At 44.6% G+C, this 13384-nt stretch carries 14 protein-coding genes; 4 read left to right on the top strand and 10 right to left on the bottom strand.

Annotated elements, in window-relative coordinates; genetic code table 11:
• Window positions 1–107: 107 nt before the first annotated feature.
• From ACED53_RS21220 to ACED53_RS21200, 5 genes are all read right to left on the bottom strand, one after another.
• Window positions 108–671 (bottom strand): sugar O-acetyltransferase, encoded by a 564-nt coding sequence (locus ACED53_RS21220; RefSeq protein WP_017081374.1) that lies wholly within the window; start codon window positions 669–671, stop codon window positions 108–110.
• A 203-nt stretch (window positions 672–874) separates the two neighbouring features.
• Entirely contained in the window at window positions 875–1873 is a 999-nt protein-coding gene (locus ACED53_RS21215) for a LacI family DNA-binding transcriptional regulator (RefSeq protein WP_017099816.1), read from the bottom strand.
• Between the two features lie 99 nt (window positions 1874–1972).
• The gene (locus ACED53_RS21210; protein WP_017099817.1) at window positions 1973–3412 is read right to left on the bottom strand and encodes a 6-phospho-beta-glucosidase; all 1440 of its coding nucleotides are present in this window, start codon (window positions 3410–3412) and stop codon (window positions 1973–1975) included.
• A gap of 170 nt (window positions 3413–3582) precedes the next feature.
• Window positions 3583–4107, bottom strand: a complete 525-nt coding sequence (locus ACED53_RS21205; protein WP_029225351.1) for a hypothetical protein — start codon at window positions 4105–4107, stop codon at window positions 3583–3585.
• A gap of 51 nt (window positions 4108–4158) precedes the next feature.
• Window positions 4159–4548 (bottom strand): VOC family protein, encoded by a 390-nt coding sequence (locus ACED53_RS21200; protein ID WP_017099819.1) that lies wholly within the window; start codon window positions 4546–4548, stop codon window positions 4159–4161.
• Between the two features lie 209 nt (window positions 4549–4757).
• Here ACED53_RS21200 and ACED53_RS21195 point away from each other — a divergent pair, with 209 nt between their 5' ends.
• The gene (locus ACED53_RS21195) at window positions 4758–5645 is read left to right on the top strand and encodes a DMT family transporter (protein WP_080518041.1); all 888 of its coding nucleotides are present in this window, start codon (window positions 4758–4760) and stop codon (window positions 5643–5645) included.
• Window positions 5646–5733: 88 nt separating this feature from the next.
• Here ACED53_RS21195 and ACED53_RS21190 read toward each other — a convergent pair whose 3' ends face one another.
• A complete protein-coding gene (locus tag ACED53_RS21190) occupies window positions 5734–6648 on the bottom strand; it encodes a LysR family transcriptional regulator (protein ID WP_017099821.1) in 915 nt (304 codons plus the stop codon).
• Between the two features lie 188 nt (window positions 6649–6836).
• Between ACED53_RS21190 and ACED53_RS21185 the strand changes: the two genes are divergently transcribed.
• Both ACED53_RS21185 and ACED53_RS21180 read left to right on the top strand, forming a co-directional pair.
• Window positions 6837–8909, top strand: a complete 2073-nt coding sequence (locus ACED53_RS21185; RefSeq protein ID WP_017099822.1) for an alkyl/aryl-sulfatase — start codon at window positions 6837–6839, stop codon at window positions 8907–8909.
• A gap of 281 nt (window positions 8910–9190) precedes the next feature.
• Window positions 9191–10000 (top strand): SDR family NAD(P)-dependent oxidoreductase, encoded by an 810-nt coding sequence (locus ACED53_RS21180; protein WP_032498999.1) that lies wholly within the window; start codon window positions 9191–9193, stop codon window positions 9998–10000.
• Window positions 10001–10167: 167 nt separating this feature from the next.
• On the opposite strand, the gene ACED53_RS21175 is transcribed toward ACED53_RS21180, so the two are convergent.
• From ACED53_RS21175 to ACED53_RS21160, 4 genes are all read right to left on the bottom strand, one after another.
• A complete protein-coding gene (locus ACED53_RS21175; protein WP_029225352.1) occupies window positions 10168–10869 on the bottom strand; it encodes a lipoate--protein ligase in 702 nt (233 codons plus the stop codon).
• A 180-nt stretch (window positions 10870–11049) separates the two neighbouring features.
• A complete protein-coding gene (locus ACED53_RS21170; protein WP_017097562.1) occupies window positions 11050–11337 on the bottom strand; it encodes a type II toxin-antitoxin system RelE/ParE family toxin in 288 nt (95 codons plus the stop codon).
• Window positions 11337–11615, bottom strand: coding sequence for a type II toxin-antitoxin system Phd/YefM family antitoxin (locus ACED53_RS21165; protein ID WP_017097561.1), 279 nt, complete (start codon window positions 11613–11615; stop codon window positions 11337–11339). Before ACED53_RS21165 ends, ACED53_RS21170 begins: the two co-directional genes overlap by 1 nt.
• A gap of 315 nt (window positions 11616–11930) precedes the next feature.
• Window positions 11931–12425, bottom strand: coding sequence for a hypothetical protein (locus ACED53_RS21160; protein ID WP_029224069.1), 495 nt, complete (start codon window positions 12423–12425; stop codon window positions 11931–11933).
• 96 nt (window positions 12426–12521) lie between these two features.
• Between ACED53_RS21160 and ACED53_RS21155 the strand changes: the two genes are divergently transcribed.
• A complete protein-coding gene (locus ACED53_RS21155; protein ID WP_371692623.1) occupies window positions 12522–13265 on the top strand; it encodes a transposase in 744 nt (247 codons plus the stop codon).
• Window positions 13266–13384: the final 119 nt, after the last annotated feature.

Genomic DNA, 13384 nt, shown 5'->3' with positions numbered 1-13384 from the left:
AGCATCTAGCATCTAGCATCTAGCATCTAGCATCTAGCATCTAGCATCTAGCAAGAATAGAAAAAACAAAGCCCGAACCTAGGTTCGGGCTTTGTCATTTAATCTGATTATTGTCCGTTATCGATCGCTTTCAGCACTTTACATGGATTACCGACTGCAACCACATTGGCTGGGATGTCTTTGGTTACCACACTGCCTGCGCCAATCACGCTGTTTTCGCCAATAGTGACACCGGGGCAAATGATCACACCACCGCCAAGCCAAACATTGTCGCCAACATTAATCGGAGTGCCAAACTCAACGCCTTCTTCTACACGGCCTTTCACATCGAGTGGATGACCTGCGGTCAGGATTTGAACGTTCGGACCAAGCAGCACATTGTCGCCAATGGTCACTTCAGCCACATCCAAAATCACGCAGTTAAAGTTAGCGTAGAAGTTCTTGCCCAGCTTGATGTTCGAGCCGTAATCACAACGAAATGGAGGTTCTAGATGCGCGTTTTCACAGCCCGGAATGAGCTCTTGCGTTGCCGCTTCCCATTCGGGTGTGTCTGGAATACTGTTATTGAGTTTTTGAAGCACCTTACGACATTCGATACGAGCGGCATAAAGCTCTTTATCCCAAGCCTGATAAGGTTCGCCTGCTAGCATTTTTTGTTTTTCTGTTTTCACGTTACTTACCTGTTCTCACATCACTTAGCTATTTTTATATTACTTAGCTAGTTTCACATTACTTAACTAATGGTGGTCAATTCATCGACCAAAAAACGCAATATCGCACATCTAAATAACAGTGAATAAGGAGTGTTTGAGCTTGGTTTAAGAGATGCGCAGCTCGTCACTTTTTGTAGGTGAAATATGAAATTCGAACGGTGCTAATTTAGCTTCGCTATCGAATCACGTAACACCAAACTGCCAGTGGTATTGATGGTGGTCGCTTGCTCTGTTTCACCGACAATTTGTAGGATCGCTTTTTGGGTCATCTGCTCTAATGGCACACTCACAGACGTTAAGCTTGGCGTTAAAAACGCCCCCACTTTGCTGTTATCAAAGCCGACGATAGAAACATCTTGAGGCAATGAGTACCCAAGTTCGGTTAACGCCTTGATCGCACCAATCGCCATGTCATCATTTTCCGACAAGATAGCGGTGAAAGTTGCTTTGCTTTTAACCAGAGCCTGAGCCGTGTAATAACCGCTCTCCATCGTCCAATCACCTTGAACAACTTTGGACTCATCCAATGCCATACCCTGCTTAGTTAGCACATCTTGATAGGCTTGGTAACGCAACTCATCTGTCGAAGAACCGGCTTTACCACGAATCACAGCAATATCGGTATGACCCTGCTCGATGATGTGTTCAACCATCAAACAAGCGCTCTGATAGTGGTCGGTGGTAATGGCATGATTAGGCTTCGACGGCATTTCACGATTGAGTACCAGAATCGGTGTGTCAGTGCTTTCGATGATCTTTGCAATCTCACTTTCGGTTAAGCATTGCGGATAGATGATGATGCCCGCGCACTTCATATCCAGCAGGAAGTTGATCGCCTTTCTTTCGTCTTCTGCGCTGTGTTTACCATCGGTGATCACCAACTGGTGATTCGACTTTTCGCTATAAGAAGCCGCGTGATACATCAAGGAAGAAAAGTAAGGGCCATTGAACAACTCATTGGTGATTACAAAGCCGATGAAATTGGTCTTCTTGGTCGCCAATTGCTGAGCCAACAAGTTTGGCCGATAACCTGTTTCTTGAATCGCATCGAATACCTTTTTCACCACATCTGGGCGCACGATGTTCTTGCCATTTAAGACACGAGAAACGGTCGATTTAGATACGCCTGCGCGGTTCGCGACATCAAGCATGGTTACCATTCGCTTCTTTTCCTTTATAAAAAATTAGCCGACATAGGCCGACTAATTCATTGCAAAATGACAGCTCACAGTTCACATAACTGCGCTGGGGAATGCATTCTAAATAGTGGCACCGTTAGATGCAATCACGCCTTTATACCACTCGAACGACTTCTTGCGTTTGCGTTCTAGTGAGCCAGATTGATCGTTGTGTTTATCTACGTAAATGAATCCGTAGCGTTTTTTCATCTCGCCCGTGGTGAATGAAACTAAGTCGATACAGCCCCAAGGGGTGTAGCCCATCAAGTCAACGCCATCAATCGCTACGGCTTTTTTCATCTCTTTGATGTGGTCACCAAGGTAAGCAATGCGGTAGTCATCATTAATGCTGCCATCTTCTTCAATGGTATCAACAGCGCCAAAACCGTTCTCAACAATAAACAATGGCACTTCATAACGTTCATACAGAGACGCTAAACAGAAACGTAAACCTGTTGGATCAATTGGCCAGCCCCAATCGCTAGACTGGATAAATGGGTTATCGACCGAGTTCTCATGACCGCCGTCCATCGCTTCTTCGGTTGACTGATGCGAAGAAGAATCCAAGGTATTCGACATGTAGTAGCTAAAGCCTAAGTAATCCGCTTTACCTTCTTTCAAGATTTGCTCATCTTCTGGCTGCATTTCAATATTGAAGCCTTTGATTGCCCAGTCACGCTTAGCGTAATTTGGGTAATGACCACGAACCATCACATCCGAGAAGAAGTAACGATCACGCATCGCTTTCTGCGCCACCATAATGTCTTCTGGCTTTGAAGAACGAGGGTAGAAAGGCACCATCGCACACATCGCACCGATCTGAAGATCTGGGTTGATCTCGTGACCTTTCTTAACCACTAAAGCACTTGCCACAAACTGGTGGTGGACCGCTTGATACATTGCTTCTTGCGGCTTTTCGCACTGTGGGAATTTCACGCCAGAGCATAACCAGCCAAAGATATCTGCCGAAGTATTCATCTGGTTATTTATCTCATTGAACGTCATCCAGTATTTCACTTTGTGCTGGTATCGCTCCATCACCGTAGTTGAATACTTAACAAAGAAATCGATCACTTTTCGGTTCATCCAGCCGCCATATTCGTTAGCTAGGTGGTAAGGCATTTCAAAGTGACTCAGTGTTACGACTGGCTGAATATCGTATTTCAACAGCTCATTAAACAAATCATCGTAAAACGCTAAACCCGCTTCACACGGCTCGGCTTCATCGCCATTTGGGAAAATACGCGTCCAAGCAATACTGGTTCGAAAGCACTTAAAGCCCATCTCAGCAAATAACTTAATGTCTTCTTTGTATCGATGGTAGAAATCAACAGCGACTTGGTTTGGGTAGTTTTCGCCGTCGATCACGCCGTCAGTGATTCGACGTTGTACACCATGAGCGCCCGCTGTTAAAACATCAACAACACTGACACCTTTACCATTCGCATCCCAGCCGCCTTCTAGTTGATGTGCTGCAACCGCACCACCCCATAAAAAATCGTTCGGAAATTCGTTGTTCATACCATTACTCGCTACAAGTTATTCGTGAAAAAGATCAGGATTAGAGAGCTCATTACAGCCCTGAAACCGATTTCAATAAAAGCAAAGATACAGATTGAAACCGATTTCAGCAATGACTAAACGATCTTTTTCTGATCGAACTACAGACTAATCAAAAGTCAGCGTTACGATCAGTGCTCTTCAAAATATTGATCATGTGTGTGTTTGCTAGATTGGTCTTGAGTTCCGGGATAGAACTGAACCAAAGTCTGATCGGCTAGTGTGAGGTGAATCCAACCCTCTTTGACTTTCAGCCAATTGGTACCGTTGGTCTCATAGACGGCAGGAAACTTGCCCCAGCCTGACTCTGATACCTGCAGCTCTTGAAAGCGGTTAATCGGGGTTAGCTTATTGCTGTCGAAGTTTGCGTCGGCATAGACAGATAATGGCTCGATGGCATCGTTTGGCTTAAACGTATAACAGCTCACAGAGACTAAAGTGCGATCAAACCACTGGTAGGGTTGTGCGCCTGTTAAATCGTAGACCGTGCAATCATTGAATTGAATCGCCCACTCTTGGTGAGCTTTAAAACCAAGGTAACCTATGGGTTGTGATGGTTCAGGTTTCGCGTCCGTCTCCTGCTCATACACCGGTTCTGAGGTTGCACATCCCATAAGCCCAAGACTAAAAAGGAAAGTCACAGCAAACTTCATCATTGTCATACCTCAGTTCCGTTAGTGAGTTAAAAGCTATTCAAGCTCCCTCCATTAAACGGTAAGTTCCAAGCGATTACCATCAGGATCGAGTACACAGCTCTCATAATAGCCATCACCTGTTCTTCTTGGGCCATCTAAGCGCTCATAGCCGTCTTCTACCAAGCGTTGAGTCAGTTGATCGACCGCTTGTTCCGAACCTAGTGATATCGCCATATGAATGAAGCCTGTGAACTGGTCATAGATGTCGTCTTTCGATTCAGGGACAGAGTCCATTTCCATAATCTCTAAACGACTTCCCGTTTCAAACGAGAGGAAGTATGAAGAAAACCCTTTAGTTGGGTTGTGATATTTTGAGTTCGATGTCGCGCCGAAATAATCTTCATAAAATCGCTTCAGTACTTCGAGTTGTTTGGTCCAAATTGCGATGTGTTCGATCTTCATTTTTATCACCTAATGTTTACATATGACACTAGATTACTCGTCAGACAAGGAAGGATAAACAGAACATAATTCATCAAAAGTGTTCCTATTTAATAGTCAGTTCCGTTATCAAAATGCCAACAATTAGCTGCACAGTATTAACATCTAAATTTGTGCAATACATAGCTTTGATCCATAGTCGGTGTTTTACACAATCTGAGATTCAAACTGTGAGCTTTTTAAAACTGATACTACTTGCGGCTATATGGGGAGGCTCGTTTCTTTTCATGAGAATGGCGGCCAATCCATTAGGGCCCGCAGTCTTGATTGAAGCGCGAGTTCTGTTTGCAGCACTTACTCTGCTTTTAGTTTCTTTCTATTTAAAAAAGAAGCTCTCTTTTCATGATCACGCTAAACACTTCTTCATTCTCGGGCTGTTTAACACCACACTTCCTTTTTTACTTTTCGCTTATGCCGCGCAGACACTTAACGCCTCCACACTCGCCATCTTGAACTCTACCGCGCCAATATGGGCGGCAATCATTGGTGCGATATGGACCAAAACAGCACTCGAGGCGAAAGTTCTATTGGGACTTGGGATTGGGGTAACGGGAGTTGGCGTGTTAGTCGGTTGGGATGCGATGAACATTGGCCGTGAGGCTATGCTTCCTATATTTGCAGCAGTGATGGCGGCCTTTAGCTACGGAATAGCGTCAAACTATACCAAACAAGCCCCTAAAGTTGAGGCATTCAACAATGCTCATGGCAGCATGTGGGCTGCGGTGTTGCTGGTTTTGCCATTTGTATTTTTTATTCCGATGAGAGAAACACCCGACGTTACGATCACTACGTCAGTTATCTTATTAGGCGCGGTATGTACTGGGTTAGCGTATCTACTTTACTTCAATCTAGTCTCTGAACTCGGCGCACCTTCAGCCCTGTCCGTGACCTTCATCATTCCGGTATTTGGTATTCTCTGGGGTAACTTGTTCTTAGATGAAGCAATTGGCATCAATACGATTGTTGGTTCAATTCTGGTTATCACCGGTACCATGTTGGTGACAGGAATGTCGCCAATGAAAATGCTCAAAGCCGCTCGTCAGAAACGCGCACAATAAGTTGATTGAATCCAAAAAACCTAATTAAAACCCTCAAGTAACAGAGACAAAAACGGCCTCCAAATGGAAGCCGTTTTTCATTGAATCGTTAACAGCTTTGAGAGCTCGTCATGTATTGTTGAATCTTGGTTCTTAACCATTGATGTGCGGGGTTTAAGTCTGTTCGTTTATGCCAAATCATATACTGTTTCATCGGCAAGACCTCAAAAGGCTGCTCGAGCACTTGCAGTTGGAATCGCTCCGCAAATTGATTAGCAAAACCTCTAGATGTGCTACCAACACAGTCGGAGCCAGAGACCAACACACACATCGTCATCAATGAATCACATTCGGAACTGACTTTTCGCTGCTGTATCGGATTTTTTGTAAAGTAATCCGCGGTGTAAAGGTGAGAGCGACGCATTCTGAAGGTGATGTGTTTCTCATGATAATACTGCGCTTCCGTTACCGATCCATCAATCCTTGGATGCCCTTTCTTGGCGATCAGCACGAGCTCATCTTCAATCACTTGCTGGTTCATATAACCATTCACTTGTGGATAGTGAATATCGATCGCTAAGTCGGCTTGCTGCATGCTCAAACTCTGCAACAGATCTTCTTCATTACTTGGCACCATATTGAATTCAATTGAGATATTACCAAGCGTATCGTCCTTTTCCACAAGGGGCTGAAGCTTGGTTAAACCGATCTCGTTGACCAGAATTCGAAACACATGATGTTGCTGATTATCAAACTGCTTTAAGGTACTGACAGCGCTGGTTATCCCGTCCAGTGCGGGCTCTACACGTAACGCCAACTGCATCGCTGCATTGGTCGGTGTTATACCTCTACCCTCTCGAATAAAAAGGTCTGTACCCAATTGTGCTTGAAGCCGTTTCAAAGCGCCGCTGACTCCAGGTTGAGTCATACCAAGCGATTCTGATGCAAGCGTGATCGACTTTAATCGGTACACTTCTAAGAACACGCTCAGTAGATTTAAATCCAACTTTTCCATGTCGCTCACCGTTACTCTCCCTGTCAATGTGCTCTTAATCAATCATGGGTCAGGTTTTATCTTCGTTCCCTAACCATTGTACGACTCAATACATAGCCAATCGTGATGTGTTAACTAAAGCTTACTTTATTTTTTGCTATATGTCTTAGGCATATAATTTCCTCAACGAAACGAAATCCCGAATTGAAGAGGCACCTATGACTCCATCACGCACTTTCAAAAATGCATCACTGTTCCTAGCAATCTCTCTTGCGTTTCCTGCTATTGCAGCTAACCATGACCACGCACACTTTAGCGATATAGGCGATCAAGGTGGCAAAGACGCGACTGAGATGACGACGAAAGCAAACCAAGAATTCGCGAAAACGCTGAACTTCGAAGACACTCGCGCGTTCGACAATAACAACAAAGGGTTGATCGCGAGCTTCGATCAAGAAACTGGCGATATTATTCGCAACAGCTTCAACTTCATAGACCCTAGCGTGAACAATGCCGATCAAGCACCCGATTCAGTAAACCCTTCGCTTTGGCGTCAAGCCGTGCTGAACCAAGCTGCTGAAGGTTTGTACGAAGTTGTCCCGGGTAAGGTTTACCAAGTACGTGGTGCCGATTTAGCGTCTATTTCTTTCATCCGCAGTGACAATGGTTGGATTGCTTACGACGTTCTTCTCACAAAAGAATCCGCGGCTAAGTCATTAAAGTTCTTCAAGAACAACGTGCCTGATGGTGGCGACTTACCTGTCGTAGCGATGATTTACTCACACTCACATGCCGATCACTTTGGTGGTGCACGAGCAATCAAAGAAGCTTACCCAGACGTAAAAGTGTACGGTTCTAAAAACATCACTAAAGAAATCGTCGACGAAAACGTGCTGGCGGGTAATGCGATGTCTCGTCGTACCGCTTATCAATATGGCGCAACACTAAATCGTCATGAGCACGGCATTGTGGATGCGGCACTCGCGAAAGGCTTGTCGACTGGCACCATCACTTACGTATTGCCGGATTACGAACTTAACCACAACGAAGAAATTGAAACGCTAGTTATCGACGGCCTAGAGATGCAATTCATGGATGCATCAGGCACTGAAGCGGCATCAGAAATGGTGACCTACATTCCGAGCATGAAGGCACTTTGGACTGGTGAGCTAACGTATCAAGGCATGCACAACCTCTACACATTGCGTGGTGCAAAAGTACGTGATGGCTTGAAGTGGTCTAAGAAGATCAACGAGATGTTGGTCACTTGGGGTGAAGATACCGAGGTGCTATTTGCCTCTCACTCATCGCCAATTTGGGGCGAACAAGAAATATCTGACTACCTAAAAATGCAACGTGACGCTTACGGTTTTACTCATAACCAAACACTTCGCCTAGCGAACAATGGTGTCGTTTTGCAAGACATTGGCGACGAGATCTACAAAGTCATGCCAGACAGCATTCAACAGTCTTGGCACACCAATGGTTACCACGGTACTTACTCTCACAATGCTCGTGCGGTGTACAACATGTACCTTGGTTACTTCGACATGAACCCAGCCAGTCTGAACCCGCTACAAATTCACCCAGAGTCGGTTAAATTTGTTGAATACATGGGTGGCAGCGACGCTGTGATTGAGAAAGCGCAGCAAGATTTCCAAGAAGGCGAATATCGCTTCGTTGCAACGGCACTTAACAAGGTTGTCCAAGCGGAACCAGAGAACAAAAAAGCGCGTGGTTTACTGGCCGATACTTATGAACAGCTAGGCTACCAATCAGAAGGTGCTGGGTGGAGAAACATCTATCTAACAGGTGCTCAAGAACTGCGTATCGGCACACAACCGGGCGCACCAAAAACGGCTTCTCCGGATGTATTGGCGAACATGACCATCGAAAACTTGCTGGATTACTTAGCGGTAAAAGTGGACTCATTGAAGGCGCAAGACACGCCGTTTACCATGAATATCCAATTACCTGATGTGAAAGAGTTCTACTACGTAGAGATGTCGAATGGCAACCTGAACAACATTCAAGTGAGCGAACTGCAAGATGCCGATACCACACTGGTCATCGACAAATCAGATGTATCAGACATCGTACTGAAGAAAACGACACTCAACCAATTATTGGAAGATGGCCAAGCGGGCGTGAAAGGAGACAAAACATCGTTGAACAAACTGCTGTCTTCATTGACTGAAGCTGATACCTCTTTTGAGATTGTTCCTCGTCCAAACAAAGGCGAAGAAGTCGACGCTGAGTTGTACCAAGATTCACACGAGCACGCTCACTAAGCAGCTCTTAGGTAAAATAATTACAACGTCAAACTGGCCTAAATAGGCTGAAACAAGGCTAATACGACCAAGCCTCAACCATTAAACTGGTTGAGGCTTTTTTGATTTGAGCTTTATTCGATATCAAGAAAATAAAATGAAAAACCACACCCTTGTTTCACGGTTTCTCAATAGCAATACACATCCGTACTTTCTATATCTCAGCATGTGAAGTAGTAGAAACTTTGTGCAATCAAACTTTGTTATAAAAGTTGTCCGGACTCTTTATTCAAGGAAGGAAGATGCGAAAAAAGATCATGATTACAGGTGCGACAGATGGTATCGGTTTAGAGACCGCGAAAATGTTAGCCCAACAAGGGCATCACATCCTTATACATGGACGTAACCCAACAAAACTCAGCAAAGTAGAAACCGGCCTTTCTCGATTATCCAAGGATGCGATTATCGAAAGTTATGTTGCTGATCTCTCTTCTCTTTCTGAAGTTAAAGCCCTCGCCAACCAAATAAAGTCGAAGCATGAACAGCTCGATGTACTCATTAACAATGCTGGTGTCTACAAGGTTTCGGAAGTCACCACCTCAGACAACCTTGATGTACGTTTTGTTGTGAACACCATTGCCCCTTATTTACTGACTCAAAAGCTGCTACCACTTTTTGATGCCAACGGTCGCATCGTCAATCTATCTTCAGCCGCTCAGTCATCGGTCGATCTCGAGGCACTTGTCAGCCCAAATCCTGACGCTTTAGATGGCCCCATCTACGCACAAAGTAAGTTGGCGTTAACGATGTGGTCAATCCATCTTGCGCACCAATTAAGAGATCAAGGGCCTCTAATCATTCCCGTTAATCCGGCCTCATTTCTTGGCAGTAAATTGGTTAAAGATGCGTATGGTTTGGAAGGTAATGACTTAGGGATTGGCGCTGATATCTTATGCCGAGCCGCACTATCGGAAGAGTTTTCTAACGCTTCAGGGAAGTATTTTGATAATGATTCGGGGCTATTTAAAGCCCCTCATGCTGATGCATTAAATACGGGGAAAAATCAGAAACTGATGACGACTCTCGACCAGTTACTTACAGAACTGCTCTAGCCAATGCCACGCTCACTAGTCAGATACAATGAGAGCTCCGTATTTAGGAGCACTCCACAACCCAAAGTTGTCAGATGTGGTTACGACAGAACTCCAGCAATTGTTTAGATAGAATTGAAATGGTTCATCCACCCGACAAGTTAACAGGTGTTAGCGAAAGGAAGACATTACGCATACTTGATGAAAGCTTGGCTTAACCGCTGAAAGAGTGAGTCTACGTTGGGAAGGCTCGTCAAATGCGCGGACAACAGTGTATGAACCTGCGCATCCACCACGGTCGGGTTATCGCAAATTTGATTATAAAAGTTCACAGGCGCAACGATATTCTCTAAGTCGGCATCTAACAAGATACAAGCTTGCGAAAGTACAATTTGGCCGCCCCCTTGTTTAAGCAATACACGCTGTGCAGTACCCACTATTTTTTGTCTATTGATATTGAGGTTGTAGTCACCATCACAATAAGAACCGGGGGTTGCGTGTACATCCACATCAATGCCCAGTTCTTTAAAAAACAGGGTTAATACATCGCATAAATGTCGATACGCTTTTTGGATGTTGTAGGCTTCATCACGATGCCAATGGTAAATGTGCGACAGGTTAATGATCCCCGGTAGTTGGGGAACGGGAGCGCCACCTGTTTTACGCGAGGTGAGTTGCCAACCTTGTGCCGCGAGTTGTTTTCTAGACTCTAGTGTCACAGGCCACTTTTTACCCGCAGGCAAAACGAGTGTCGGCGTTTTTGCTTGCCAAAGCATTAAGGCTTGCGCAATCTCACCCGCCTGTATTTGCTGCAATAACTCAGCTTCTTTTTCAAACGCACGATCAACATCAATGTGCGGGTAACGTACGAGTTTATTCGTTAACTTCAATGTACTTTTCCTCTGCAGATTGTGGTGACCTACCATTTAACGCTCTGCAATGGTTTGGGAGATAAGCATATCTCCAAAACCCAATCGTACAATTTACTTAATAAAGTGGCTTCGGGTTTGTTCAACACTCGGGATTTAGTGTTGACTTCGAAACACCTTAATCCTTGTTATACAGCAGTTTTACACGTCACTTTCAGTTAAAGTCTGTCGACAATTACGAACAGTTAGAATACGAATTTCAATCCCCAGACTATAGATAATACGATAGTGACCAAACAAAACCTCGCGGTAGTGTGTATGTGGCATTTCAGGAACCATTCGCCCCATTTCTGGCATAGTTCCAAGCAATTCAGTTTTATCGAAAGCTGCGTTAACCCAATTTTTCGCAGCAACGGGGTTATCTAATGCAATGAACTCAGCAGCATCACCAAGCTTTTCAAGAGCTAATGGAGACCAAACTACTTCCACTATTTGATTCGCCCTAAAACTTGAGCGCGTGCATCTTCATTAGACACTCCTAAACCAGAAGCGAGTTGCGTCTCAGCTGCTCTCATTTCTTCAAGCAACTCGATTTTTTCCTGCATTGCTTCATATTCAGCAACATCAAGGACAACAGCAACACCCTTGCCACGCTGTGTTATTACGAGCGGGCGACGGGTTTCATTAATTTGCTTGATAAATGAGGTTACACCAGCACGAAACTCAGAAAGGGGCTTAATATCTTGGTCAAGATGAATACGGCTCATATCGAACTCCAAAAGTACAAAATAATGTACAAATAATAGTCCAACTGCTATTCATGAGCAAGGAAAGTAAACGGAATGATATTGACGAAAAAAGAGGGGGTGTGGCGACGAAAGAAACGAAAAATGGTTAACTGGTTGATAAGATTGCTATCGTAACCTTATCTTGGCCTCGCTCGCCTTGAGAAAAGCCTCAAAGCGGTGCGCCCTTCAAGTTCAATCGTACAATTGACTTAATAAAGTGGCTTCGGGCTTGTTCAACACTCGGGATTTAGTGTTGGCTACGCAACACCTTAATCCTTATTTGTTATGCGTTTTTTACCACTTAGGAACCATGCTCAATGCACTGTGTATTTGGTCTCTAGCAATATCACCGAATAAGTGAGTTTTTGCCATAAGCATATTAACAGCAGCACCGTTTGAAGCAGTTTGATTACGAATACGTTCTTTAGCTGCAAATGCAGGTTTTTGACGTTTATAGACATCTTCCCACCAATCTCTACCATGTCTCTTAAGTAAGCTAGCTTTGATAGACTTGAAACGTTGTCTACTATCGCTACCCTCACCAGAAGCCAACACACTTGCCCATATCATGCGCTTTTGCAGATCATTTGGAAGCCAGTTTTGCTTTTGAAGATCTGAGATAACTTCGGGATGAAGATAGAGAGTATTCTCTGACACTTTTCTGGCAATCCACAGCGATTGAGCACGCTCGAACGCAGCTTTCTTCTCTTGGGAACTGTAACCTTGGCAATGTTGCTTCCAAGTTTCCAGCTCATCAATTGAAGCTAATTTCTGAACTAGTTCTTCCAATGTCAAATCCTCCGGAAACGTATAACGAATGACATGGATTCCCCCTTTCCGAGTATCTGCCACACTTATGTGGTACTTAATTGCACCGGAGGCACCATGTCTGATTATTCTTATTTCTGCGGTATCGACCTAGCTAAAAACCACTTTAGCCTTCATGCCGTAGACCAAAATGGTAAAGTCTTACTTCATAAGTCAGTAACCCGCTCTAAACTACTGACTACAATAGCAAATATGCCACTCGTGCGTATAGGCGTTGAAGCGTGTGGTGGTGCACATTATTGGGCAAGAACACTCAATACACTCGGTCACGACGCCCGCATTATGGCTGTTAAATACGTAATGCCTTATCGAACGAAGGGAAAGAACGACCTTAATGATGCTGTCGCTATCTGCGAAGCTGTTCAGCGACCATCAACTCCCAAACAATGGGCGGTCGATTGTAGGCAGGTTGGTTATGGTCAGTCGGCGCTCAACTATTTGTCGCGCTATCTCTATCGTGGTGTATTGCCTGATGAAGACATCATCCATATCACTAATGATACGGTCACGTTCCGCTATAAAGAGAGCCAAACCAATGCATGGCGAACACGCACCTTACCGACTCTCAAGTTCTTGCTGCTCATTTTGCAGCACGTGCTCCCCAAAGGGCGACAACGAGTTCGAGACTACGGATTTTTACGTGGTCAAGCACACGCCTTAAGAGTTCGACTTCAACTGCTGTTATTGAACTTGGTCTATAGGATGCCGCCACTCACCGCCCCGATAAGGAGCAAAGCGATAAGAACATGCCCTTGCTGTTCACATGAGATGGCGTGCGTTGGAGTAAGCCGACCCATGTAGCCGAAAGGCATTGATAATATGGAGAATGGCATTGACGAAATCAGAGGAGATGTGACGACGAAAAAAACGAAAAACAGCTAACTGGTTGATAAGATTGCTATCGCAACCTTATCTTGACC

The sequence above is a fragment of the Vibrio sp. 1F169 genome (assembly GCF_041439605.1).
Lineage (GTDB): Bacteria > Pseudomonadota > Gammaproteobacteria > Enterobacterales > Vibrionaceae > Vibrio > Vibrio tasmaniensis_A.
This window is presented reverse-complemented; position numbering and strand designations above follow the sequence as displayed.

Excerpts from the sequence above, each read along its gene's own strand:
- ACED53_RS21155 (WP_371692623.1), top strand. The coding sequence starts at position 12,522 with ATGTCTGATTATTCTTATTTCTGCGGTATCGACCTAGCTAAAAACCAC.
- ACED53_RS21185 (WP_017099822.1), top strand. The coding sequence starts at position 6,837 with ATGACTCCATCACGCACTTTCAAAAATGCATCACTGTTCCTAGCAATC.
- ACED53_RS21180 (WP_032498999.1), top strand. The coding sequence starts at position 9,191 with ATGCGAAAAAAGATCATGATTACAGGTGCGACAGATGGTATCGGTTTA.
- ACED53_RS21200 (WP_017099819.1), bottom strand. The coding sequence starts at position 4,548 with ATGAAGATCGAACACATCGCAATTTGGACCAAACAACTCGAAGTACTG.
- ACED53_RS21205 (WP_029225351.1), bottom strand. The coding sequence starts at position 4,107 with ATGATGAAGTTTGCTGTGACTTTCCTTTTTAGTCTTGGGCTTATGGGA.
- ACED53_RS21215 (WP_017099816.1), bottom strand. The coding sequence starts at position 1,873 with ATGGTAACCATGCTTGATGTCGCGAACCGCGCAGGCGTATCTAAATCG.
- ACED53_RS21165 (WP_017097561.1), bottom strand. The coding sequence starts at position 11,615 with ATGAGCCGTATTCATCTTGACCAAGATATTAAGCCCCTTTCTGAGTTT.
- ACED53_RS21210 (WP_017099817.1), bottom strand. The coding sequence starts at position 3,412 with ATGAACAACGAATTTCCGAACGATTTTTTATGGGGTGGTGCGGTTGCA.